Origin of the sequence: Robinsoniella sp. RHS, assembly GCF_001029355.1 — a bacterium.
Lineage (GTDB): Bacteria > Bacillota > Clostridia > Lachnospirales > Lachnospiraceae > Robinsoniella > Robinsoniella peoriensis.
Map to the genome: position 1 here is coordinate 134,480 of NZ_JNGB01000023.1, position 23,819 is coordinate 158,298.

General features: G+C 43.0%; 19 protein-coding genes. 4 read left to right on the forward strand and 15 right to left on the reverse strand.

Translation table 11 applies throughout. From position 1 onward, the window contains the following. Positions 1-31 precede the first annotated feature (31 nt). The 5 genes from RHS_RS12970 to RHS_RS12990 form a co-directional block, all read right to left on the reverse strand. Positions 32-922 (reverse strand): Rpn family recombination-promoting nuclease/putative transposase, encoded by an 891-nt coding sequence (locus RHS_RS12970; RefSeq protein ID WP_047833435.1) that lies wholly within the window; start codon positions 920-922, stop codon positions 32-34. A gap of 380 nt (positions 923-1,302) precedes the next feature. After that, positions 1,303-3,495 carry an alpha-galactosidase gene (locus RHS_RS12975; protein WP_047833436.1) on the reverse strand — a complete coding sequence of 731 codons (2,193 nt, stop codon included), beginning with the start codon at positions 3,493-3,495 and terminating at the stop codon, positions 1,303-1,305. Between the two features lie 33 nt (positions 3,496-3,528). Next, entirely contained in the window at positions 3,529-4,359 is an 831-nt protein-coding gene (locus tag RHS_RS12980; protein WP_027292390.1) for a carbohydrate ABC transporter permease, read from the reverse strand. Positions 4,360-4,373: 14 nt separating this feature from the next. Beyond that, positions 4,374-5,270, reverse strand: a complete 897-nt coding sequence (locus RHS_RS12985; RefSeq protein ID WP_047833437.1) for a carbohydrate ABC transporter permease — start codon at positions 5,268-5,270, stop codon at positions 4,374-4,376. A 144-nt stretch (positions 5,271-5,414) separates the two neighbouring features. Further along, entirely contained in the window at positions 5,415-6,755 is a 1,341-nt protein-coding gene (locus tag RHS_RS12990; protein WP_027292388.1) for a sugar ABC transporter substrate-binding protein, read from the reverse strand. A 318-nt stretch (positions 6,756-7,073) separates the two neighbouring features. Here RHS_RS12990 and RHS_RS12995 point away from each other — a divergent pair, with 318 nt between their 5' ends. After that, a complete protein-coding gene (locus RHS_RS12995; protein WP_027292387.1) occupies positions 7,074-7,907 on the forward strand; it encodes an AraC family transcriptional regulator in 834 nt (277 codons plus the stop codon). A 16-nt stretch (positions 7,908-7,923) separates the two neighbouring features. Here the strand turns inward: RHS_RS12995 and RHS_RS13000 are convergent, their stop codons facing one another. The 7 genes from RHS_RS13000 to RHS_RS30960 all read right to left on the reverse strand — a co-directional run bounded on the left by RHS_RS13000 (position 7,924) and on the right by RHS_RS30960 (position 13,744). Continuing rightward, positions 7,924-9,621 carry a diguanylate cyclase gene (locus RHS_RS13000; protein WP_047833438.1) on the reverse strand — a complete coding sequence of 566 codons (1,698 nt, stop codon included), beginning with the start codon at positions 9,619-9,621 and terminating at the stop codon, positions 7,924-7,926. A 94-nt stretch (positions 9,622-9,715) separates the two neighbouring features. Continuing rightward, positions 9,716-10,747 (reverse strand): ABC transporter permease, encoded by a 1,032-nt coding sequence (locus RHS_RS13005; RefSeq protein WP_044295765.1) that lies wholly within the window; start codon positions 10,745-10,747, stop codon positions 9,716-9,718. A gap of 1 nt (position 10,748) precedes the next feature. After that, positions 10,749-11,741: an ABC transporter permease gene (locus RHS_RS13010; RefSeq protein ID WP_047833439.1), complete on the reverse strand. Its 993-nt coding sequence runs from the start codon at positions 11,739-11,741 to the stop codon at positions 10,749-10,751. Then, positions 11,741-12,586, reverse strand: coding sequence for an ABC transporter ATP-binding protein (locus RHS_RS13015; RefSeq protein WP_047833440.1), 846 nt, complete (start codon positions 12,584-12,586; stop codon positions 11,741-11,743). The genes RHS_RS13010 and RHS_RS13015 overlap by 1 nt, the downstream gene beginning before the upstream one ends. Continuing rightward, positions 12,583-12,738 (reverse strand): hypothetical protein, encoded by a 156-nt coding sequence (locus tag RHS_RS30955; protein ID WP_176731056.1) that lies wholly within the window; start codon positions 12,736-12,738, stop codon positions 12,583-12,585. Before RHS_RS30955 ends, RHS_RS13015 begins: the two co-directional genes overlap by 4 nt. 364 nt (positions 12,739-13,102) lie before the next feature. Beyond that, a complete protein-coding gene (locus tag RHS_RS13020; protein WP_047833441.1) occupies positions 13,103-13,588 on the reverse strand; it encodes a hypothetical protein in 486 nt (161 codons plus the stop codon). Positions 13,589-13,621: 33 nt separating this feature from the next. Next, complete coding sequence (locus RHS_RS30960; RefSeq protein ID WP_395017555.1) at positions 13,622-13,744, reverse strand: hypothetical protein; 123 nt, start codon at positions 13,742-13,744, stop codon at positions 13,622-13,624. A 484-nt stretch (positions 13,745-14,228) separates the two neighbouring features. Here RHS_RS30960 and RHS_RS13025 point away from each other — a divergent pair, with 484 nt between their 5' ends. Both RHS_RS13025 and RHS_RS13030 read left to right on the forward strand, forming a co-directional pair. Beyond that, the gene (locus tag RHS_RS13025; protein ID WP_047833442.1) at positions 14,229-15,527 is read left to right on the forward strand and encodes an extracellular solute-binding protein; all 1,299 of its coding nucleotides are present in this window, start codon (positions 14,229-14,231) and stop codon (positions 15,525-15,527) included. 36 nt (positions 15,528-15,563) lie between these two features. Beyond that, positions 15,564-19,526, forward strand: a complete 3,963-nt coding sequence (locus RHS_RS13030; RefSeq protein ID WP_047833443.1) for a response regulator — start codon at positions 15,564-15,566, stop codon at positions 19,524-19,526. Positions 19,527-19,960: 434 nt separating this feature from the next. On the opposite strand, the gene RHS_RS13035 is transcribed toward RHS_RS13030, so the two are convergent. Further along, entirely contained in the window at positions 19,961-21,049 is a 1,089-nt protein-coding gene (locus tag RHS_RS13035; protein WP_047833444.1) for a cell wall metabolism sensor histidine kinase WalK, read from the reverse strand. After that, positions 21,046-21,714, reverse strand: a complete 669-nt coding sequence (locus tag RHS_RS13040) for a response regulator transcription factor (protein ID WP_047833445.1) — start codon at positions 21,712-21,714, stop codon at positions 21,046-21,048. Before RHS_RS13040 ends, RHS_RS13035 begins: the two co-directional genes overlap by 4 nt. Before the next feature lie 109 nt (positions 21,715-21,823). On the opposite strand from RHS_RS13040, the gene RHS_RS30965 reads away from it, so the two are divergent. Further along, positions 21,824-21,946, forward strand: coding sequence for a hypothetical protein (locus RHS_RS30965; RefSeq protein WP_255348072.1), 123 nt, complete (start codon positions 21,824-21,826; stop codon positions 21,944-21,946). A gap of 826 nt (positions 21,947-22,772) precedes the next feature. On the opposite strand, the gene RHS_RS13045 is transcribed toward RHS_RS30965, so the two are convergent. Next, positions 22,773-23,711: a YafY family protein gene (locus RHS_RS13045; protein WP_047833446.1), complete on the reverse strand. Its 939-nt coding sequence runs from the start codon at positions 23,709-23,711 to the stop codon at positions 22,773-22,775. Between the last annotated feature and the right edge of the window lie 108 nt (positions 23,712-23,819).

The window sequence follows — 23,819 nt, forward strand, 5'->3', positions numbered from 1 at the left end:
TCTCATTCTTATTTCGAACATATAAGCTGCGTTACTTATATTTCTCATAGTATTTTTCAGCAGAATTAAAATCCAGGTTGAAACATTTCTGCAGCTTTGCAACAATTCGTTCGGGGATGATACCCTCGTCCAGATTATCCCGTATAAAAACTTTAATGCCTGATTCCCGGCCTTCTTTTTTCGCCATGTATATGATATGGTTATGATCCCTGATTGCTTTCTCCCTTGATTCGTATTCGTATCTTTTTTGGTCATCTGCACTGATGTTTTTTAAGATCTGATACGCTTCGTTTATGTATTCGTTTTTCTCTGCCATTTCTTTGAAATCCTCCTCCCGTTTTCCGTTCAGGAATTTCGCCCATTGTAATAATTCATTTTCCGGTTCTTCCCAATTACCCAGCTTGGGCAGCTCCAGTACATGCAATTCCAGTTTATCGGAGTATAAGCTCCCCCTCTGATCTTCCCGGAGATGAAAACAGGAATACCATTGATCTGTATCCTGTAAAAATGCAAAATCCAGTATACTGATTTGGATACATTTCACCAGTACATCATAATTATCCCCGCTTACAATCTGGTCTGTGTACATCTTGCAGGCATAAAACAGGGTGCGTTCTTCCCAGCATTGGAAAGGCAGTACCTGCATTTCCAGATCGATCTGGGTGTTGTCATGCATTCGTACCCTTACGTCCAGAATTCCAAGCTTTTCATTTTCTTTTTCCTTTCGCAGGCTTGTATTCAGCAGTACCGTTTCCTGAATGTCCTTTGGATCCATGTTCAAAAATGCAGCTATTAATCCTTTCCTTGCTTTCTCACTGCACATCAGTTCTTTAAAACAAAAATCAACCGTAGGCAGCATAATAAATGGTTCTGTTTTCTCTTTTTCAGTCTGAATATTACTTGTTTTGGGCGAATTTATCATGTTAGTCCTCCTCATACTAAAAGGCAGTAACCTTTGCAGCGTAAGAAGGGTTCGATTCCAGATATATTATAGCGACTTACGGCAAGCATAGCAATGCCTTATATTTAATTAAATGTCAATTGGAAATCACCTGGCAGAACAGCCAGTTCTTAGAATGTTTTAATACAACTATACTATCACAATAAATTGTTTATTGCAACATATTTTTTCACATAGTTACTTATTAGTTATTAAGTATGCTATTATAAGGTTCCGCTACCTGCAAAAATAAACCCGTTTGTCATATAGAAAACAAACGGGTTTAATCATAATCAGCACAATATCAATTTTTGTTAATTTTACTTTCTGAGAAAATAATTTTTCTAAAACGGACTAAATTTCTAAATTTCTTTTATCGCAAAATTAAAACTCTGATAATCTCCATTTACTAAAGGAATATTAATTCCCGCATTCATCAGTGCACTTCCCTCATAGATACGGTCTTCATCATTCACTTTGTAGAAGCTGTCCGGTTTTAAACCTTTCACTCTGACTCTGAATAATGCAGGATTCGCATACGAATGAAGCACTACAATACTAAACAGGGATTTGCTGCCATCTTCATTTACAAACTGCCATGCGGCATAATCGCGATTTTCCTCCGGATTGCTCAGTCGGTAATACGTACCATATTGAATAAGGTCATAATTTTCTTTAAAGAACTGAATCTGCTGCCGCACCGCTTCCCGCTCTTCCTCATCCAACGTTCTTACGTCCAGTTCATAGCCGAAGGTCCCGGCCATCGCCACAGTACCTCTTGTCTCGAGCGGTGTGCTCCGTCCTGTCTGCTGATTGGGGCTGACTGATACATGCGCTCCAACGGTGCTGATCGGATATCCAAAAGAAGTTCCATACTGAATCCGTATCCGTTCGATAGCATCTGTGTCATCACTGCACCAGATCTGAGGCATATAATAGAGCATGCCCGCATCAAATCTTCCGCCGCCGCCAGAACACCCTTCAAAGAGGATATCCGGGTACTTTGTAACAAATTTCTCCATCATGTCATAGAGCCCCAGAACATATCGGTGACATACTTCTCCCTGTCTGTCCTTTGGCAGCAGTGCGGACCAGACATCTGCAAAATTACGGTTCATATCCCATTTTACATATTCTACATTTGCTTCATCCAGAATCTTACCAATGGTTTCAAACAGATAATCCCTGACATCCTGTCTGGATATATCCAGAACCAGCTGGAACCTCTCCAGATTGGGCTTTCTGCCCGGGATGCGCATACACCATTCCGGATGGTTCCGAAACAGGTCACTGTCTTCATTTACCATCTCCGGCTCAATCCAGATACCAAATTTCATGCCCAGGTTATTTATCTTTTTTGCAAGTCCGGTAACACCGGAAGGCAGTTTTGTTTTATTTACAAACCAGTCACCAAGTCCGCTCAGATCATGGTTTCTGGTACCGAACCAGCCATCATCCATAACAAACAATTCAATACCCAGATCCTTGGCACTATCCGCAATAGAAACCAGCGTATCTTCCTCAAATTCAAATTCCGTTGCTTCCCAGTTATTGATCAGAACCGGTCTGCGCTGCTTTTTGAATTTGCTTCGGATCAGATGATCCATATATAGTTTGTGAAAATTTCCGGACAATGTGCCCAGGCCATTTGCACTGAACGACAAGATTACTTCCGGCGTTGTGAACACATCTCCCGGCTCCAGCTTATACCGGAACCCATCTGCATTGATTCCCATAGTAAACCGCGTCTGATTTACCTGGTCTACTTCCACCTGCGCCATAAAATTACCGCTGTATACAAAGGAAGCACCGTAACATTCGCCATATTCTTCCCCTGCATCCCGGCCGCAGATAATCATAAATGGATTCTCATGATGACTGGAGGTACCCCTGGTACTGTCAATCAATACTTTTCCATGGCAGACATTTCTTCTCTGCATAATCCGTTCCATGTTATGTTTTCCATAGAAAGAGATCACATCAAAGTGATCGGTTGTAAAATCAAGGCATGCCGTCAGCGCTCTGTTCAGGTACACCGCATCCTGATTTCCATTTTTAATCCGGCAAGCCCTGGTAATCACATCGTAGTCTTCCAGGACACCGTATAACAGCGTTACTTCCAGATCGGTTGCCTGGTCCTTTAAAACGATTTCCAGGGTCTGGGCTTCGGATTCCTCTGCCCATACTGCCGGCAGTCCCTCCAGGGCATATTTGCCATCGTAAATTTTGTGGGATACATATAGAAGTTCCGTTACCTGGCTTCCGTCCGGATTCTCTGCCTGAAGACAGCTGGAACGGTAATCTCCCATTCCGAAAGTAGAATACTCCTGGGGATAGGTGTCCAGGGAATACCCCCTGTCATTTCCACCTTCGTATGGATTTCCGGAAAATCCTCTGTTAATGCCGCGGATCAGGTAGGATAATTCCATCCTTCCTATTTTAGCCCCGTAATATACATGTATTAAATGCTGATAGCTGCTCACCAGCATCTGATAGGTGGCATTTTTTGTCTGTAAAGAAAAGACTTTCTTTTCCTGGTCAAATGTAACTGCCATTCCATTGGCCTCCTTCTTTTTAATTCGTGTTTTCTACAACTTACCGCCTGAAGTTGCAATTCCTTCAATAAACTGTTTTTGAAATATCACATAAATAACGATCATCGGAAGGCAGGCGATCAGAGAAGCTGCCATCAGTTCCGGAAATTTCGTTACATACTGTCCCTGCATTTTGGCAAGTGCCGCAGACAGTGTCAGCATGTTTTTATCTGTGTTTACAATCATTGGCCACATCAGATCTTTGAATGCAAATACCGCAGTAAAGATACCCAGCGCTACCATCGCAGATCTGGTTAACGGTGCCATGATAAATAAAAATGTCTGTCCGATATTACACCCGTCCAGTCTGGCTGCCTCTTCCAGATCATTTGGAAGTCCCATGTAACCCTGTCTTAAGAGAAAAGTACCGAATGCCGTTACAAGTCCCGGGAAGACCAGTGCAAAAATAGTATTCATCATTCCCATTTTACTGATCATCAGATACTGAGGGATAATAAAGATCTGTGCCGGAATCATCATCTGGAATAAAACCAGAGAGAACATCAGGTTCTTGCCTTTAAAATGAAGCCGCCCAAATGCGTAACCTGCCATTGTGGCTGTAATCACAGCACATAATACCCTTCCTATGATTAACAATAATGTATTTTTATAAAGCAGCAGGAAATTCATATTGTTCCACACCGCTTTAAAAGCGTCTGTTCTCCAAACCTTTGGAAATATAACAAAAGGGTCTACCTGAGTAGCTTCCGTTACCGACTTAAAAGCGGTTAAAATCATCCAGAGGAAAGGTACCAGCATGGTTATAGAAATTAAAATTAAAATCACATGAATCAATACAGATACTACTTTTTTCTTCGATTCCATTACTTTCCCTCCTTCTAATTATAATGAACCCATTTTTTCTGTGCGATCATCTGGAAAACAGTTATGATCATAATCACTACTAAGAGCAGCACAACGATAGTGGAACCATAGCCGAGATTTTTCTCCGTAAATGAATACCGGTAGAACAGATAAACCAGTGACTGTGTTTTTTCCAATGCGGGATTAGACTTATCCATCACCATGAATATCAAATCAAATACCTGTAATGCCCCGATTACCCTGGTCACCAATACAAAGAAGATGGTAGGAGAAATCAGCGGGATGGTAATGTGGAAAAACTGTTTGATTCCCGTTGCTCCGTCAATTTCTGCCGCCTCATAATAATCATGAGGTACTTCCTGCAGACCGGACAAAAACAACACCATATTATAACCGATAATGGACCATACACCCACAACTGCGATGGCAAACACCGCAATCTTCGGGTTAGAAATCCAATTTGTATCTGCTCCGGTCAGATTATTAATCAATCCAAAATCGGAATTATACAACCATCTCCATACCATAGCAATCGCAGCAGGTGCAGCAACCATCGGCAGGAAGAAAATTGTTCTGTAGACACTGCGCCCTTTCATCTTACGATTGAGCAGAACAGCCAGTACAAGTGCAATGGCAATGGAAAACGGAACTTCCACAATTGCGTATTTAAAAGTATTTAATAACGCCTGCCACACCTGTCCGTCACCAAAAAGTTTCATATAGTTATCTGCACCAACAAATATATTTCCCTTACCAAAATCTCCGGTTTTAAAAAAGCTCTGGTAAATAGTCTGTACGATTGGAATAATATTCAATACAATTAACCCGATCATCGTAGGCAATATAAACGCCCATCCCCATAGGAACTCGTTGCGGGCGCGGGAAGTGCCTTTTACTTTTTTCTTAGACATATGTCCCAACTCCTTTCGTCTTTAATTCTATGGCGGTACAGCAGACCTGCCATACCGCCATAATCACACATATTTTTATAAATATCCAAACTGGCTTACGATAGTCCCAAACAAGCAGTTTACAAACATGCTCTAGATCACACTTTACTCCTCTGCTAAAGATGCATTCATTTCCTCTGCGATCTTCTTACAGGTTTCTGCCATGTCTGCGTTGCCTGCCCATACTTCTTTTAAAAGCTCATTAGTTTTGTTTTCCCAGATTACTGTGGATCTGGAATAAGGCCGGATTACCATGTCATCCCGTACATCTAAATATGCCTGTAAATTAAACTCAGGCGCTGATTTAACCCAATCTTCGGATGTTCCTTCATAAGCAGACATAGTAACACCTAATTCAGCCTGTTTCTTCTGAGCAGCTTCTGTTCCCAGGTATTCAATCAGCTTCCATGCATTGTCGGTATTTTTGCCATTTGCAGATGCTGCCCATCCAAGTCCGTTGTATACGGAACATCTTCTTCCTGATTCCGCATCCTTTGGCATAATAGCCACATCCAGATTCTCTTTGGCATAATCATCATCTTTGAAACTGGAAATCATCCAGGAACCCTGGAATGCCATCGCCAGCTGTCCGGATCTCAGCAATACATCCGGTCCGTTCTCAGAAAGTGTCTGGCTGCTTGGCATAGAACCGTCTTTGATCAGCTGCTCAACATACTGCATAGCCTTAATGGTATTCGGATCATCATATCCGGAAGTCTTCTTGTCATCCGATATTACTTTTCCGCCCATATCATAAATGATATTGTAGTAACCTTCGTGGTTTGTATCACTCTTCATTCCCAGACCATACTGTGATCCGTCTGCTTTTGTCAGTTTCTTCGCTGCTTCAGCAAGGGTATCCCATGTCCATGTATCATCCGGATATGCCACACCGGCTTCGTCAAACATAGTTTTGTTATACCACAGTGCTATCGTATCGATGTCTTTTGGTACCGCATAAACATGGTCATTATAAGAATAAAGTTCTTTAATATCTTCCGGGAACTTACTCATATCCAGTTTATCACTATCCTTAATTTTATCTGTAAGATCAAGGAGCATATCATTTTCCATATATCTCTGTGCTTCGTTGGAATGCATCCAGAAAACATCCGGCATAGAGCCGCCCTGTGCTCCTGCTTCCAGCAGTGTCCAGTATTCATTCCAGGTAACAACCTGAATCTGTGTGGGAATTCCGGTCTCCTTTGTAAAATCATCCATAATCTTCTTTAAGCCCGGCTCCTGATAAGTATCCCAGATCATAACCGAAAGCGCATCTCCCGAAGCATTTTCATTGGTTGATGCATTATCTCCTGCTGCAGATTCCTTCGTGGTGTTGTCTGCAGCATTTCCGTCCCCTGTATTTCCTGTACTGCCGCAGGCTGTAAGGGATAATCCCATCATACCTGCCATAACAAGTGCGCATGTTTTTTTCCATTTTATCATTTTCTATATCTCCTTTTACCTTAATATAACTTTGTATGTTTTTATTTCAATATACTGTTTTTGTTTCTATTATCAAGTCTTTCAGCATATCATCAAACTTATTATGGGAATTATAGAGTCTGCAGCCTTATATTTCCAGCAATTTGACTAATACGCCTTTTTCTATGTGACTTATATTAACACTTTACACAAACCTTGTACATGCGGTGGTATTATTTCATTTATACCTTTATGTGTCATTTATACTCTGTCGTTGACGCTAGGACACATAATGGTATATAATACAAAGAATAAAATCTGAGAATAAGGAGCCAAAAGATGCGCGACTATCTTTTTTTAAGCAATGATTTTTTCGATATTACCATTTATCAATATGGCTACCAGCAATGTGAACCATTTCATACCTTTGGACCGGCGATGAGAAACCATTACCTGATACACTATATCATTTCAGGTACGGGCGTTTACCGTGCCGGCACAGAAAAATCGGAAGCAGAATACCATCTCCATGCAGGCCAGGCATTCTTGATCGAGCCAAACAGAGTCATTCATTATACTGCTGATGAAAAAGATCCCTGGGAATATATGTGGATTGAATTTGACGGATTAAAAGCAAAAGAATATGTAAATCATGCAGGTCTGTCACATGAATCACCGGTTTACAATTCCATAAATGAAGAAGGAAAAAAGAAAGTATATGCATATTTAAGTTATATCATTGACCATCCGGATTCCCCTGCCCCTGAGATTATGGGATATACCTATCTGTTTTTTAGCGCATTGATCGAAAGTTCTAAAACCGCAAGGGCTCTCCCCAAAAATGATATCAAGAAATTTTATATACAGTCTACGGTAGATTTTATTGAGAATTATTATATGAAAGATATTTCCGTGGAGGATATGGCAGCTAATCTGAGCCTGAACCGCAGCTATTTCAGCAAGCTTTTCAAAAAAATGACGCAAAAAAGCCCACAGGAATTTTTAATCACATACCGCATTCATAAATCCTGTGAGTTTCTGCGTTCCACTGATATGACCATAGCCCAGATCTCTCCTCTGGTAGGCTATGCCAATCAATTTCATTTTACACGTGCATTTAAAAATATAATGAATATATCTCCAAATGAATGGAGAAAACGCAACCGTTATTAACAAAGTTTAGAACATATTATAATTTTATTTTGTATTGCTGCTTGTCGGAATACATTCGTTCGTCTGCTTCCCTGAACAATGTTTCCGCATCTTTATTGCTGGTACCTCTGACTGCAGAACCACTGGCAATAGAGATGTCATGGCAGTGCACTTTATTATAAATTCTAATCCGTTCCTTCAGTGCTTTATCCAATTCAGCCAGATCAGCATCCTCTTTCTGTATCGCAACCAGGAATTCATCACCTCCGATTCTATAGACATCTCCTACACCGCCGTATTCCAGCTTAATACATTCTGCCGCCCCTTTAATTACATCATCACCGGACTTATGCCCATATAAGTCATTTGTCTGCTTCAGGTTATTTAAATCCAGCATAACAAACGCAAGCGGGGCTTTGTGCTCCTGGTTTTTATCCTTCTCTTTTTCCTGTTCCATAAATTCATCAAAGGAAATGCGGTTCAAAGTCTGTGTCATCATATCCGAATATGCCATTTTCTCATAGAGTTCAAACTGCGTCTTCTCCTTCAGATAGAGAAACAGTTCTTCATAATTTAAATAAATCAGAATAACAAGAAAGACGATCAGTCCATATCGGAAAAACTTGCTGTTATCCTCCATTGGATTGGTATAGAAACGGATCAGTGCAATAATTGAAAAAACAGTCAGACACAGAATTGCATATAACATCCCTTTTGCTTTCCTGGAATTCATCTTCACCGCTTCATATATTAAAAATGCCACCAAAATGATAATCACCAAAAACATCATCGTATGCGTAATAATCAGCATCTGCGGGAAATCAGCTATATTACCCAGGTAAAGAAGACTCTGGACAATCATATTTACCCATAATACAGTTTGTATCAGCTCAATATATTTACCTTTCTTCTCACATATATTCTTTACAAAAGATAAAATATAGACAGGCATTGCCATAAAACTGATAAAAGAGAGGATACATAAGGCCACGCTGTTCCCGATCATAAGCTGTGACAATTCCGAATCGGACCAAATCCACACCGAAGATATCACCATGAATAATCCCAGATATAAAAATGAATCAAAATTATAATTAAACTTTTTGATATACAGCCCGGAATAAACGACCAGCAGCACAATACCAAATAACAAAAGAAATAAGATACAGCCAATCTTTCCTACATTGCTGTATAATACTTCTGTAACATATGCCCCTGTCGTTCCTATTTTAACCGAACCAACTCCTCCCGATAAATTTTTATAGGGACGCTCTAATTCTATGGTAATATCCTTACCGCTGTCCTTTGCAGATACCGGTATCTGGCAGGAAATGTACCCCAGCATATTCCCCACAGGAGGCTTTGTATCAAAACCATATTCATAGACACAATCCTGTCCGATATTCACCCTTACCGTTTGATATCCATTATTAAATATTATTTTTTCTCCATCTTTCACCTGGGGAAGCTGATTTTTAAGCTTTATGTACCCTGATTCATTTTTCAGTTTAAATGGAAAATGAACCGCTTCTCCCTCTTTTCCTTCCAGCTGCCAGCCATCCTGAAATAGCCTGCATTTCTCCACCTTCGGACGGACATCCGGCAGAGCTGATGTATGAATTACATTTAATAACATAGTAATCAACAGTATACCGGACAGACATGTTAATATTCTTCTAAATGTATTTTTATTTTTTTGTTCATATATACCTGCTCCGTTATTCCTGAATCTCATTGAACAATACTTCATTCAAATGTAAAGACTCAACTTTGTGAACGTATCTTCTTTAAGATATTTTATCACACTCAACAACAAAACACTATATCATTTAGTCCCCCAATTTCACATACCGAAACTTTGGACTTTTACCCTTCTGTATAATAAGATAAATCAGAATCCATACCACACTGTGAACCAGCAGAATTACAATATTCATGCCTGCCTCTTCCATCCTGCCATGAAGCAAATCCATAAGACCGTAAAATGTTGCGCTGGACGGCAGCAGATACGATAACCCCCGTACTATGCTCTCTTCCGGAGCCACCAAATAGCAGACGATCGGCGGTGCGATAAATATTATCATAACAATTTTCAAGTACACAATGCCTACCATAAGTCCATCTGCTATCCGCCCGATAAATACCCCCGCCAATGCTGAAATAAAGGCAGAAAAGATGATCAGAAGCAGTATCCCGGGAATCCCCGATAACTCCGGCCGCATGCAAACCCATGCCGTCAGAATTGTGGAAACCACGCCTCCGGCAAACCCCAGCAGGATTTTCTGCAGCAGATAATTCGTCGGTGTCATAGGCAGTATTTCATTAATCAATGCCACCCCATCCTCTTTTTCCCCAATGATACTCATGGCATTAAAAGTACATCCCATAAACATAGCCGTCACCATTGTAATGACAATCAACAAAGATTTTAACACATTGCTGTCACTGGCATTTGGAAGAATTTTCACATTCCCGTCTTGAAATGAACCGCGGTTTTCATAGAGATTCGGAAGGAAATCCGCGATTTTAACACTGACACTCAGTTCATCTCCTGCCAGCATCGTCTGAATGCCATCTCCATTCTGCATCACCCCAATCATTTGAGACGAGGGCTCCAGAATCTGTGCTTTTAGTTCCTGAATACTTCCAAACGGTGTTACAATTCCGCTATCTTTAAGCCAATCTACCGTTTCTTTCGGCAAATCATTTCCGATGATACCAAAAGATATTTCATTTACAGCCGTAAAACTTGCTGCAGATATAAAATGAATGGCAATTCCAACAATGATCGGCAGTAAAAATGAGAGGATACACATTTTATCTTTACTGATATTTTTCAGCTGATATTTTAATCCGTTCATTCTATCCCTCCTTTGTCATTTCCCGGCTTAAAACTCTCCGGGCAAAATAAAACAGCAATCCAATGGCAGCGATACATACAAGATAATAAATGCTATTTGCGTTAGGAGTATTAAAATAAGCATTCTTCATAGCCATAAACAAATGGTACATTGGATGAAAGTCTATCCATCCCCAGGATACATTTGTCTGCCCTGCAAGAAAAACCGGGGTAGTAACAAATATAGCTAACACCAGATAGAGTAATGAAAACTGCTTAAAATCAGGAATCCATACGGCACAGAGGAAACCGGCCAAAGCCATAATGGTAGAAAGTATCCCCACCTGAAGCAGCACATCCGGCATTACAGCCAGCGCAGAAGGAATCCCTAAATTGAAAATCGTCAGTAATACTGCAAATAGCAGGTCGGACAGGAAAAATAATAACAGCTTAGAACCTATAAATGCAGCTTTACTTATAGGCAGAATGCTATGAACACGGATCACCCCCATCTGCTTTTCTTTAAACAAGGTTGATGCAACACCCAGGAAACCTACCGCAGCCAGTTCGAAAAATAAGAACTCACTGGTGATCTCACGGCGGTTTTTCATTTCTTTATTATTGGCTCCGATTACCACGGCACGATTACCACTGGTATTTAAAATCAGTGACCGGGCATAAGCAGCCCGATAATGGTCTGCCTTACTGCTTCCGGAGCTGGTCATTATGATTTCCAGTGAATCTCCACTGGCATCAATCCCCACAGAGTACCCATCCAAGCAGACCTTCTGCAGCTCTTCTTTTGAATTTACCACGGTTACATCCGCTGATGCATTGAACTGGTTTCCCATAGGGTCAAATAAGTAAACCGGATAAATATCCTGGTCGGTCTTCACATAGACGAAGTTGATATAACAGGTATACAGGATCAGTGATCCCAGTGCCAACAGGAAAAACCTGCTGGAAAGCATCATTCGGAAATCTTTTTTAAGCAAAGACAGAAAACTGTTTACCATCAGGTCAGCCCCCTTCCCGTATATTGGATAAACATATCCTCCAATGTGGGTTCTTTGGAGTGGATGCTGATGATCTCATCATGGGGAAACGGAATTCCGGTTTCTAACTCCGGCGGCAGAATCATCTTGCTTTCCCGTTTTCCAAGATACAGATACTCTACAACAATTTCCTTACTGCTGTTACGCTCCTTTAATTTCTTAGGCGTATCAAGTGCTGCGATAGTTCCATTGGAAATAAATGCGACTCTGTCACAAAGCAGATCTGCATCGTGCATATTGTGGGTGGTGAGAAATACCGTCGTTCCCTTCCTGCGTTCCTCTTCTATAATATTACGAAATAAAACAGCTCCCGCCGGATCCAGTCCACTGGTAGGCTCATCCAGGAACAAAAGCCTGGGATTACTAAGCAAGGCACGCGCCATACTCACCCGCTGACGCATACCTTTGGAATAAGTAGACACCTGCTTTTTCAGATAATCCGGCTTAAATTCCAGTTTTTCCAGAAGTTCACCTATATCGCGCCGCTGCTCTCTGGGATAAAATGATGCAAAGTAATTCAGATTATCCAATGCACTTAAATTGTCATATAAGTATGGGAACTCAAAAAGCACGCCAATCTTTTGATGAAATTCAGTAGGATCCAGTGACGGATCCTTTCCAAATAGAGATATCTCCCCTCCATATCCTTTTAAAATCCCGGTCAGTATTTTTTGTGTCGTAGATTTACCTGACCCGTTTGGACCCAGAAATCCAAATATTTCTCCTGTTTTCACCTTAAAATCAAGCCCGTGGAGTGCCTGTTTATTTTTACTGTAAGAAAACGTCAGCTCTTTTACCGCAATCATTCTTCATCCCCCCACCGATTTCTTCTGCTGTCCTTGTGTTCCTTTTGCTTTCTGCTCCACCACTTCATAAATTTCACCTTGGCGGGGATAATCACCGCTGCGCCTGCAAGAATTAACAGCCACCAGTACCATTCCATATCTAAAAACTTCATTATAAAACCTCCTTTTCTAAAGCGGGACAATTCTCAAACACATTTTAGAAAACGAGGTTGAAGTTGAAGTGTGGCTGCTGTGAAATCGGTGTGAAATAATTTTAATGACTATTCTTATTTTGTAACAAAGGTGGCACAAAGGCCGGCCGCAAGCTGTGCCGCCTTGCTTTGCAGGACGGCGTTTGCTTTTACCGTCAGGATTGCCCGAATTTTTCTGCTTGTATCGCGTGCTTAAAAATCGTTCTCGACATTATTCAATGGTTTTCGACAATATTTCTCGACCGCGAATAGCCGCAATATACCAATAAGGTAAATTAAATTTGTTCCTCAAAATTGGGATTCATCGGGCTTAACTACTCTGCGACTATGAAGCCGATTTACGCACATTGACCTCTGCACAGACCAGCCCCGCTATATGCTCCGCCGTTTCATTTGTCAACCAAAAGAACATTCCGTCATTACGGCACTTTTTATGTGTTTCGCCATTCAAGGCATAAACAAAACCCTTCACGCAGGTATCACTACAGGCATTGGGGTCAATCAGTCTCTTACAATCACGAGAAGTAGTCATTTCCTTTTGCATATCAGCAGGCAGAGAAGCAAGTATGTCCTCATACTTGCCGGCGTTGTCACCGTAAATCCGCGCCAAAATACCCGACTTTCTAAAAACCCAATTCATTACTGTTTTCTTTTTTAACTGGTATGAAGCAGTATAACCGCTCTTTACTTCCTTGATGACAAGGTCACACCCTTGTTCAATAAGTTTATTATTAAGTTTCTCTACAAACGCTTGATGTTCTGGCGTAACTGCCATTAGAAACTCATTAAACGAAACCTTTTCTTTTGCCATTATCTTTTTCCTCCACAAATTCCAATCTGATAATTACGCAAACTCTGCTATCACTATCTCGTTTCCGTCAATATCTTTTAAGCGAACCTCGTAAGTTCCCCAATTATCTGCAATTGGCCCATCCCAATAATCATGAATAGTAATTACCTTTTCCATAGCCCCACCCCCAAAACACTGTCTACAAAAGCATTATACTAAACTATCAAGAAAAAAGCCATACGTCCCCCATAAAGCAGGGCATTATAAACGATAAGAGGACAGCCATTTTATAAAAGCTTATCCTCTTAAATAACTTTTAATATGGTAGTCTTGTCATATTTTTGCGCCAATTTTTACTTGCTGCTAAAAGGATTATGCCCGCAAACGCGTATGGTTGCTGGCCATTCTAGCTTTTTTGCTTTTCGCCAACAGCTCCTGCGTTGATGGTCGCCCTTGCGGGCAGAGTGGAAATTCCGTTTTCTCAAAAGTCCAGCGCAATTTTACTACTCTTTTAGCCAGGATCTTTGCTGATACTACACAATCCAAATCTGTATTTTGAATTGAAAACAAAATATTTTTGTTGTATAATGTTATTTATCATGCGACTAATGAACTGTTTCGTAAAATACACAAGGTGTTTTAATGGATTGGAGGACTCCCTTTGAACCACAAATTACTGAGAGTGACCTGTCTGCTGTCATCCACGATTATGCTTCTCTCCGCCTGCTCCAGTCAGACACAGGAGAATGAAGCGCCTTATCAGGAAGCACAGCGATATGAGTGGGGCGAAATCACAGGCCGGACAATTACCGTATGGGGAGACCGGGATGATCTGTCCCGTCCTTATATGGTAAACGCGTTTAAAGATTATCAGGAGAAAACCGGTAATCTTATAGAGGTGGTTCCCCTTACAAAGAGTGAACTGAACAAAGAGGTTCCCCTGGCGTTTTCAGCAGAAGGGGCGGAACGTCCCGACATGTTGCTCGCTTACGGCGGGACCAACGTGGAGAACCTGAATCCCGACGAAAACTTTTACGATTTTACAGACGCGCCCTGGATCGATGACCTTTCGGACACCGCGCTTACGCAAGCCGTTTTTAATGGAAAAGTCATAGGTCTGCCGCATGGCGAAGCGTCGGTTTCCGGTATGCTGTATAACAAAGAGGTTTTTAAAAAATATAATTTGGAAATACCCAAAACGCAGGATGAATTTTTGGATGTATGCGAAACGCTGCTCAATAATGGCGTGACGCCGGTTTATTTGCCCTACGCAGAAATCACCATGCTTCTGTATCAGTTTCCTATGGACAGCTTTTTACAGGATCAGTCCGTTTTGGACGGCCTGAATAACGGAACGCTATCCTATGCAGATGTTCCGGAAATGAGAAAAATTGTGCAGTGGTATAAAACCATGTCTGACCAGGGCTATTTTGGCAAGGATTATCTGGGCAACGACTGGAACGGCATGGACCAGACGCTGCAAAACGGAAGCTATGCGATGATGCTGTGCTGGGACACTTGGCTTTATACCAGCTATTCGGGAGACCCTTCCAAAATCGGCATCATGCCCGCTTTTATGGGTGTTCCCGAGGATGGCTGTTTTGAAAGCGCGAACATCATCCTGTGCCTTGCCAGCAAAGAAAGTTCCCAGCTGGATGTTACACTGGATCTGATTAATTTTATGGCGGACCCCTGCAACTATAACAGGCACTACGAGGGCATTTACACAGCGCCCGTGTTTAACGACCAAAGCGGCAGCATTACAACGCCCCAATATATGGAGGCGGAACGGCTGATTAACAAGCTTTTTTATCCGTCCACCGCTTGGTCGCGCGTGCGTGGGTTTTCTCAGATTGACGCCTCCTACATTCAGCAGTATATGCAAAACGAGATCTCTTTAGAGGATTGTTTAACGGCAATGAATGATGCCAGACTAAAACGTATTCATTTTGGAACATAAAAAATCATGATTTAATAGCAATAAGGGGGTATTTCTTTGTCTGGCAAGAAGAATACAAGTGATAAACGCAATCGTGTGATGATCGCATCGGCTATTTTGGTGGCTTTCCTCATTGTTTTTATTTTGGTCATCTCATCCTATATTATCCGCTTTGACAGGGAATTGGAGGCCGAAAACCGGACACGTCTGGACGAGGTATCGTCCTATACAATTTCTCATATGACCAGTGCTGTTGCCGAAACCCAGGATGCGCTCCAGGCTGTCGCCTCCGCCGTTAGTTCCATCGAGTCGAATACCACCAAAATGGAATATCTCAACCAAATTGCCACACAGTACAATTTTGCTTATATCGGCTGCGCTGGTACGGATGGAATGCTCTACTCAACCATGCCGTCTGAATCGGTGGACATCAGCGGGGAGGAATATTTCAAATCAGCCCTCCGCGGGGAAAGCAGCATTTCAAACCTGACCAGAAAAATTTTTCGGGACAGGGCCGCCAGCGGTATTTTGCTGTCAGTACCCATGGGAAAGGATTCCCCCAAGGGCGCGCTGGTCGCCATGATGGAGATATCGCACTTGAGCGCCGCCCTGAGCCTTGAAAGCTTTGGAGGAGAGGGGTATTCCTATGTCATTGATAAAAATGGAACGATTATCATGCGCACCCAAAGCCTCGATTTTAACAATTTGTTTAAAGCGTGGAGAACCGCAAAGTTTACCAACGGAACCAGCTATGAGAATTTTCTCGATGATCTAAGCAACAAGCGCAAAGGGGTTTTATACTACAGCTATTTGGGCGTAAAGAAAGTAGCCTATTATGCCAATATCCCGTTTAACGACTGGTATCTTATAAACATCGTATCGGAAGAAGTCGTCTCCGGTAAAGCGGACAGAATGACAAAAGAGATGGTCATTATCGGCGTGGCTATTCTGCTGGGTTTCTTTGGGCTCTTGCTCTTAGCACTGCGGTCCTATGGCGTCTCTCAGGATAGCCAGCAGGCCAACAGCGCCAAGTCGGCGTTTCTGGCCAATATGAGCCATGAAATTCGAACCCCCATGAACGCGATTGTCGGCATTAGTGAAATATTGCTGCGGGATGGCTTGACTGCAGGCCAGCGCAGCAAGGTGCTGACCATTCTTAATTCCGGAAAAGGCCTTTTGACCATTATCAACGATATTTTGGACCTGTCCAAAATAGAGGCGGGGAAATTCACCATTGTCGAAGAACCCTATGAGCTGGAATCCATGCTGTACGATTTAACCATGATCGCGGCGGTCCGTATTGGCGAAAAGCCCATTGAATTTATGGTGGAAATTGATCCGCTGCTCCCGCGCAGCTTTGTGGGGGATATGGGCAGAGTCAAGCAGATTCTAATAAACATCATCGGAAACGCCATCAAGTTTACAATCAATGGCAGCATCCGGCTGATTATAAATGGGAAACAGGACAATGGGCAATGGCTTCTGGAGATGGAGGTTCGGGATACCGGAATCGGTATTCGTACCGAGGATCTGGATAAGCTGTTTGCAAGCTTTACGCAGGTGGACACCCAGCGCAACCGCAACATTGAGGGCACCGGGCTGGGGCTGTCCATATCGCAGGGGCTGTGCAGGATGATGGGCGGTGCGATTACCGTGACCAGCGAATACGGCAGGGGATCCTCCTTTGTAGTGAGGCTCCGCCAAGGAATCGACGGCGTGGAACCTGGGATCATTGTGCCTGACCCAGCCCGATACAGGCTGCTGGTGTGTGAGCCCTCGGATATTCTGCGGGACTATGAAAGTGCCTGTATTGACAAGCTGGGCCTGCGGTACGATATTTGCCAATCGGAGGACGAGTTGATCCGGAAGGCCGCACAGGGCGCATATACGCACATATTGGCGTCCAGCCAAACACTGAGGCTGCTACCGGCTGGTGAGGAGGCGTTGTCGCAGCGGATCGCGATATACCGGCTCAATGAACATGCGTTTATCGATACGGCATCAAGTAATATCTTTATTCCGATGTTCCAGTTACATCTGCCCTACCTATTGCGAGGCTCTTCAGAATGTATTGGCAGTCCTAAAAATATAGGTGTGGTGGTCGGAGAATTACGCCAGATGCCCTATGTCTCCATTCTTATCGTGGACGACAACATCGTCAATATTCAGGTGGCAAAGGGCCTCATGGAGCCTTATCACATGCAAATTGACTACGCTGTTTCCGGAGAGGAATCCATCCAGCGCGTGGAGGCGGGCGGCTATGACCTTGTGCTGATGGACCACATGATGCCCGGCATGAGCGGCATTGAAGCTCTGCATCAGATTCGCGCCCTTTCCAAGGAAGGATGCGGGACGCTTCCCATAATCGCGCTGACCGCCAACGCGACCAGCGACGCGCGCAGCATGTTCCTGCAAGAGGGATTTGACGATTTCCTCTCCAAGCCCATTGAAATGCAGAAACTTAACGAGGTTTTGCGAAAATATCTGAAAGACCTGAATGAGTCGCGTGCGGCGGCGCACTCGAAGGGTCCCCCTGTGCAGCACGCGGATGCGCTCTCGTCAATCTGGACTGATATTGGGTTTGAGAATATGACCTACGGCGAGGTAGATTTTGGAAAAGGGCTGGCGATGGTGGGTTCCCTCACCGCCTATACCGGCATTCTGTCAACCTACCTGCGTTCCACCAAGGAAAAGCTCCCCGCCCTGATAGAGTGGTTGGAAACGGACAAAAACCGCTTTGTCATTGAAATTCACGGGCTAAAGGGAGCCAACGCCGCCATCGGTGCAGTGCAACTGTCGGGATTAGCGGCAGAAATGGAATTGCTGGGTAAAACGGATCGGTTTGACGGCATTGGGAAGCTACTGGCTGTTTTTACTAAGAGGAACGAAACGGCTTTCCACGAGATCGAAGAATTTCTTACGCAGTCCACCGCAACTGTCCCCCAAATCAGCTTTGGGCAGGAAGGGGACGGCAGAAAGCATATCGTGGTGGTGGACGACAATCCAGTCAATTTGGATTTGGCGGAAAGCGTTTTGCAGGTGGATTACCGCCTGACCAAGCTGGAATCCGGCGAGGCGCTGCTGGATTTTCTGAAGCAGAAGAAACCGGATATGATCCTGTTGGATATTCAGATGCCGGGGCTCAGCGGCTACGAAACGCTGGAACAGATCCGTCAGTGCAAGGAATGGAAAGACATCCCCGTTATCTTTTTGACTGGGCAAAACGATGTCCAGAGTGAGCGCATGGGCTTCCGCCTGGGTGCAAAGGACTTCATCCGGAAACCCTTTGACCATGTGGTCATGAGCGCCCGCATCAAATCTCAGATGGAACTGTATCAGTATCAGATGGAGCTGCGGGAAATCATTTGTGAAAAAACCACGGAGGTTGAGGAACTACAGCATGTTATTACCATAACCTGGGCGGAAATCATTGAATCCAGAGATGGTACCACAGGTAACCATGTTCGTCATACTACAAATTATTATGAGGCATTACTGAGGGTGGTATATGAGACTCCCGCTTATCAGGAGGGCTTAAGCAAAGAAAGCATACCAGATTTGCTTCGCGCCTCCGCCCTACATGATATTGGCAAAATAGGCATCAGCGATACGGTACTCAAAAAACCCGCCGCGCTCAGCAAGGAAGAATTTGATTACATGAAGACTCATTCGCAGATCGGCGCGGATATGATTCAAAAGATTATCGACAGAAGCCGTGCGGACCGCTTTTTACTTTACGCGCGGGACATGGCGCTGTATCATCATGAGCGGTGGAACGGCACCGGCTACCCCTGCGGGCTGAAAGGAGACGAGATTCCGCTTTACGTTCAGATCCTGACGATCGCGGACATCTTCGATGCGCTGACAGCTGTGCGCCCCTATAAACGAGCATTTACCTTTGGGGAGGCACTTGAGATTATGAACAAGGACCGCGACATCATTTATTCGCCTGAGCTACTCGATGTGTTTCTTGCACACCAGGAGACTTTCCAGAAGATGTTGGACAACAAGGAACTTTGATGATCAGCAAAAAGCTACAGAAAGCGGAATGAAACGCAGGAATATGGTGACTTTCTAAAAATGAGCGCAAAAAAGAGGTATCGTGCCCCTTAAAATAATGGATATATGCGTGTATTCATGTCACCCAATAGGAGCTATAAAAGTCCGTATTCATGGGCGTTACAGACACTGAAATGCCAAGGGCAGGGACTTTATACACCTACCCATCAAAATGGCATTCTACTGCGTGACAAAACGAGCGCACCGCCGCTTTGACGATACGCTCGTTTTTCCACACACTGTTTGTCAGCCGTTTTATTAGGTTAATTGTTACGTCCTTATCCCTATTTAACGTGCCCCCTGTAAACCTCTTTTTTAAAAGGAAACAGCGGTATTGCCCCCCCAAAGACCAACCGCCTTCTTCAGAGCCATCATTGGGATCGGCTGTTGAATAATTACTCCATAATTGGCATTGCAAAATAAAATTCCACTCCGTCCGTACAATTGTTAACACCATAATCCATATCCTGCATAGCCAGTATCTGCGCCACAATCGCAAGTCCCAGTCCTGAACCGTTGTGATTTGCCCGGTTACTCTTATAAAATTTCGTCCAGATTTTTGAAAGCTGCTCTTCCGGAATCGTCATTCCCTGATTATAAATGGAAAAGTACAGCTTAGAGTCTGCAACGTGAACAGAGATCCTTATGATCCCACCGGGTATCACGTTCTTTTTCCCATTAATAATCAGATTATCCAATACCTGCTCCATTCGTCCCTTATCCGCATTGACATAAACCTTTTGCCCCGGCAGCTCATACTCCAATTGAAAATCATCGTCCGGAATATCCATTAACAGCCTGCCTCCAACTGTTTCCGTAAATTCTATAAAATCAAAACGTTCCGGCAGAAGCTTTACTGCACCGGCTTCTAATGCTGACAGATCCAGTAACGAAATGATCATCCGGTTCATAAGCTCTGTTTCAGAAACTATGACCTGGGTATATTTCTTTTGTTTTTCCGGATCCGTTTCATCCTGCAGGCCTTCTGCATAGGCACGAATCACGCCTAACGGCGTCTTCATTTCATGAGACAGATGATCTGTCAGTTCTTTACGCTGGGCAAGGAGCTTTTGTTTTTGGTCTACATCCTTTTCCAGCTGGGCATTGACGCTTTCCAGCTGCGAAAGTGACTGCTGCAGGTTAGACGCAAGCGTATTTAAGCTGACTGATAATTCTCCGAACTCATCATCGGATTCGATCGTACATGCCTGGGAAAAATCTAATTTTGCCATTCGTCCTGCTGTTTTATTGAGTAAATCTATCGGATTTGTAATATATCGGCCCAATAAATAATTAACGCCCAGGATTGTACAAAGCATCAGGAAAAACCATATGACAGAAGCAGCGGCACTGCTCACCGGCAATTCTTCCACCAGAATATAGAAAAAAACAATTGCCCCACCAGCTGCTTTCGAGAGAAAAAAGACCTTTTTTCTTACGGTGCGAATCCCGAATAATTCTTTTACCTTATTACATCTATTCATAACGATCCCTCAAATTTATAACCGGAACGGATAAGTGTAACGATGAGACTGCCTTCACTTCCCAACTTTTGCCGCAAGGTCTTAATATGGGTATCTACCGTACGGCTGTTGCCTTCAAAATCATATCCCCAAATCCGGTTTAGAAGCTGTTCCCTGGAAAATACCTGTCCTTTGTTCTTCATAAATAAGTGCAGTAATTCATATTCCTTATGGGTAAGTTCTATCCCCTTCCCATCCACATATACCTCGTGGGATCCCGGTATTAGCGTAATCTTCCCTGCATTCACAAAATCTGTCGCTACCATCAGTGAACGTTTTAAAAGTGCATTCACCTTTGCCAGCAGTACCCCTGGACTAAAAGGCTTCGTCATATAGTCATCTGCACCATAGCTGTATCCCCTTAGCTTATCTTCTTCCTCTCCTTTTGCTGTGAGCATTATAATAGGCATGCCGCTCATTTCCCGTGCGAACCTGCAAACAGAAAAACCATCCATATGAGGCATCATAACATCTAATATCATTAAATCCACAGGAGTATTTTTTAAAATAGTCAACGCATCAATCCCATCATCAGCCGTCAGGCATGAATGCCCTCCTCTTTTCATATACTCTACTATAATTTCCTGCATATTCTGTACATCTTCTACAACTAAAATCTGTGCCATAACAGTTCACCATCTCCTTTCGGGAGCTCCTGCTCATTTGTTTCTAAATAAAATACTTCGTTTTATATATTTGGGTTTAGCTGATTAAGACGCTTTGTAGATGTAGGTAGTGTACGGAAAGATGGGTGTGGGAAACTGGCATGGGCTCCGTCAGCTGGCCGCAGAACTGGTATTTTCTAACCTTTCCGAAGCGCTTTTTGGCGGCACGCGGGCATTCACCGAGAAATCCTGATGCATTTCTCGGTTCAGTACCCGCTTAGTATCCGATGGGAGCCAGTCGAATACTATCCGCCAAAAAACACTTCGAAAAGGTAAGTAAATACTCAACTCTGCTCTACGCTTCCTCCGCCCATACCAGTTTCCCACACCCATCTTTCCGAGATTCAGTTTACTGCCACAAAGCTGGTTTTCTCAGCCTGGTGGAGACCCTTGGGTTGTGACGGTCTGTTCGTTTTTGGATGCAGCAGAGTGTGTTACGGCAGTTCAGTGTGAAAGGGGGATGATAAGACGAAATTTTACCTGCTTTCCTGATCACAGACTTAACTGGATGTAGGTACTATAAACACAAATATACTTTAGTAGAATTTAGAGACAGTTCAGAGTGATAACATCCAGCTGGTTTATTGGTTTTTAAGTGTTCTATGCCAATAGCGTACAGCATGCCACAACCCCGGGGCCCAACCATGCTGAGAAAACCAGCTTTGTATCAATAAACTGCATCCCGGAAAGAGAAGGGGGCGGACCATGGCAGGCGTTTGGAAGGCGTATAGCAGATCTGAGCATTTACTTACCTTTCCAGAGTGTTTTTTGGCGGATAGTATTCGACTGGCTCCCATCGGATACTAAGCGGGCAGTGAGCTGCGAAATGCATCAGGATTTCGGAGCGAATGCCCGCGTGCCGCCAAAAAACGCTCTGGGAAGGTTAGAAAATGCCAGTTCTGCGGTAAGCCTTCCAAACACCTGCCATGGTCCGCCCCCTTCTCTTTTCGCGCACTACTTCCATCTACAAAGCGTCCCCTTCCTCAGCTAAACCCAATTTAAGCTGAATTTGTATAATACTAAAGCGCGTCTTCATATAAGATACCTATATCATGTATTCTGCGCTTCATTTCTGTACGGATATGTAACGGCTCTAAGCACTCACATTTATTCCCAAAACTAAAAAGAATATTGTAGTAGTATTCATTCTCTATGAAAGGAAAACTAACAATATAATGATCATTGCCGTCAGGCGTAAAGTGTTCATAATCGCAAAAATCAAGTACCCTGTCTTTGACAGATTTATGAATACGGATTTTGATTGTATTTTGCATAGTTGCTAAAATATCCGCAAAATCTAGAATTGGTTTTTGATAATCTCGTGGTGTAAAAGATTCCTCTTGTATTTGTAGATTTGATATGCGGCATATTTTGAATAAGCGAAAATCATTTCTTTTAAGGCAATACCCTTGCCAATACCAATGGCTATTTTTCATAACAAGCTGATACGGCTCGGCTGTTCGTGCAGTTATGTTGCCATAGCGGTCTTCATATTCAAAAGTAAGCAGTTTGCTTTCCAGTAAAGCTGTTTTGATGATTTCTAAATATGCCTGAATATTTCTGTTGCCTATCCACGGACTTAAATCTATGTGAATCTGATTTGCTTTTAATTCAATGTCTTTTGCTCTGTCAGCGGGTATAAAGCTCTTAACTTTTGCAAGGGCATTTACCAGTTCATCCCCTCGTATCATGGTAGGAAGATTGGAAAGCCCCATCAGGATAGCGGAAAGATCTGCCGTCGAAAAAACTTTTTTATCAATCTTATATTTCTGCATGATTTCAAATCCACCGCCAACTCCAGGTGCAGAACAAATGGGAATCCCCGCCATGTTTATAGTGTCTATGTCACGGTAGATTGTGCGGGGTGAAACTTCAAACATATCTGCTAACTCCTGTGCGCCTATGCGCTTTTTTTCAAGGAGTATCATTATAATGCTTACAAGTCTGTCAATTTTCATCTGACAGCCGCCTTTCAATTTTTAAAGATTTTTATTTTTATCATTATAGATTATTGCCATAATGTTGTCAACAATTACATGATACAATAAACAAGCAAACAAATAAAT

Excerpts from the sequence above, each read along its gene's own strand:
- RHS_RS13015 (WP_047833440.1), bottom strand. The coding sequence starts at position 12,586 with ATGATTGCGGTAAAAGAGCTGACGTTTTCTTACAGTAAAAATAAACAG.
- RHS_RS30960 (WP_395017555.1), bottom strand. The coding sequence starts at position 13,744 with ATGGAAAAGGTAATTACTATTCATGATTATTGGGATGGGCCAATTGCA.
- RHS_RS13020 (WP_047833441.1), bottom strand. The coding sequence starts at position 13,588 with ATGGCAAAAGAAAAGGTTTCGTTTAATGAGTTTCTAATGGCAGTTACG.
- RHS_RS13035 (WP_047833444.1), bottom strand. The coding sequence starts at position 21,049 with ATGAATAGATGTAATAAGGTAAAAGAATTATTCGGGATTCGCACCGTA.
- RHS_RS13040 (WP_047833445.1), bottom strand. The coding sequence starts at position 21,714 with ATGGCACAGATTTTAGTTGTAGAAGATGTACAGAATATGCAGGAAATT.
- RHS_RS13010 (WP_047833439.1), bottom strand. The coding sequence starts at position 11,741 with ATGGTAAACAGTTTTCTGTCTTTGCTTAAAAAAGATTTCCGAATGATG.
- RHS_RS13045 (WP_047833446.1), bottom strand. The coding sequence starts at position 23,711 with ATGAAAATTGACAGACTTGTAAGCATTATAATGATACTCCTTGAAAAA.
- RHS_RS12995 (WP_027292387.1), top strand. The coding sequence starts at position 7,074 with ATGCGCGACTATCTTTTTTTAAGCAATGATTTTTTCGATATTACCATT.
- RHS_RS12990 (WP_027292388.1), bottom strand. The coding sequence starts at position 6,755 with ATGATAAAATGGAAAAAAACATGCGCACTTGTTATGGCAGGTATGATG.
- RHS_RS12980 (WP_027292390.1), bottom strand. The coding sequence starts at position 4,359 with ATGGAATCGAAGAAAAAAGTAGTATCTGTATTGATTCATGTGATTTTA.
- RHS_RS13000 (WP_047833438.1), bottom strand. The coding sequence starts at position 9,621 with ATGAGATTCAGGAATAACGGAGCAGGTATATATGAACAAAAAAATAAA.
- RHS_RS13005 (WP_044295765.1), bottom strand. The coding sequence starts at position 10,747 with ATGAACGGATTAAAATATCAGCTGAAAAATATCAGTAAAGATAAAATG.
- RHS_RS12970 (WP_047833435.1), bottom strand. The coding sequence starts at position 922 with ATGATAAATTCGCCCAAAACAAGTAATATTCAGACTGAAAAAGAGAAA.
- RHS_RS12985 (WP_047833437.1), bottom strand. The coding sequence starts at position 5,270 with ATGTCTAAGAAAAAAGTAAAAGGCACTTCCCGCGCCCGCAACGAGTTC.
- RHS_RS12975 (WP_047833436.1), bottom strand. The coding sequence starts at position 3,495 with ATGGCAGTTACATTTGACCAGGAAAAGAAAGTCTTTTCTTTACAGACA.
- RHS_RS30955 (WP_176731056.1), bottom strand. The coding sequence starts at position 12,738 with ATGAAGTTTTTAGATATGGAATGGTACTGGTGGCTGTTAATTCTTGCA.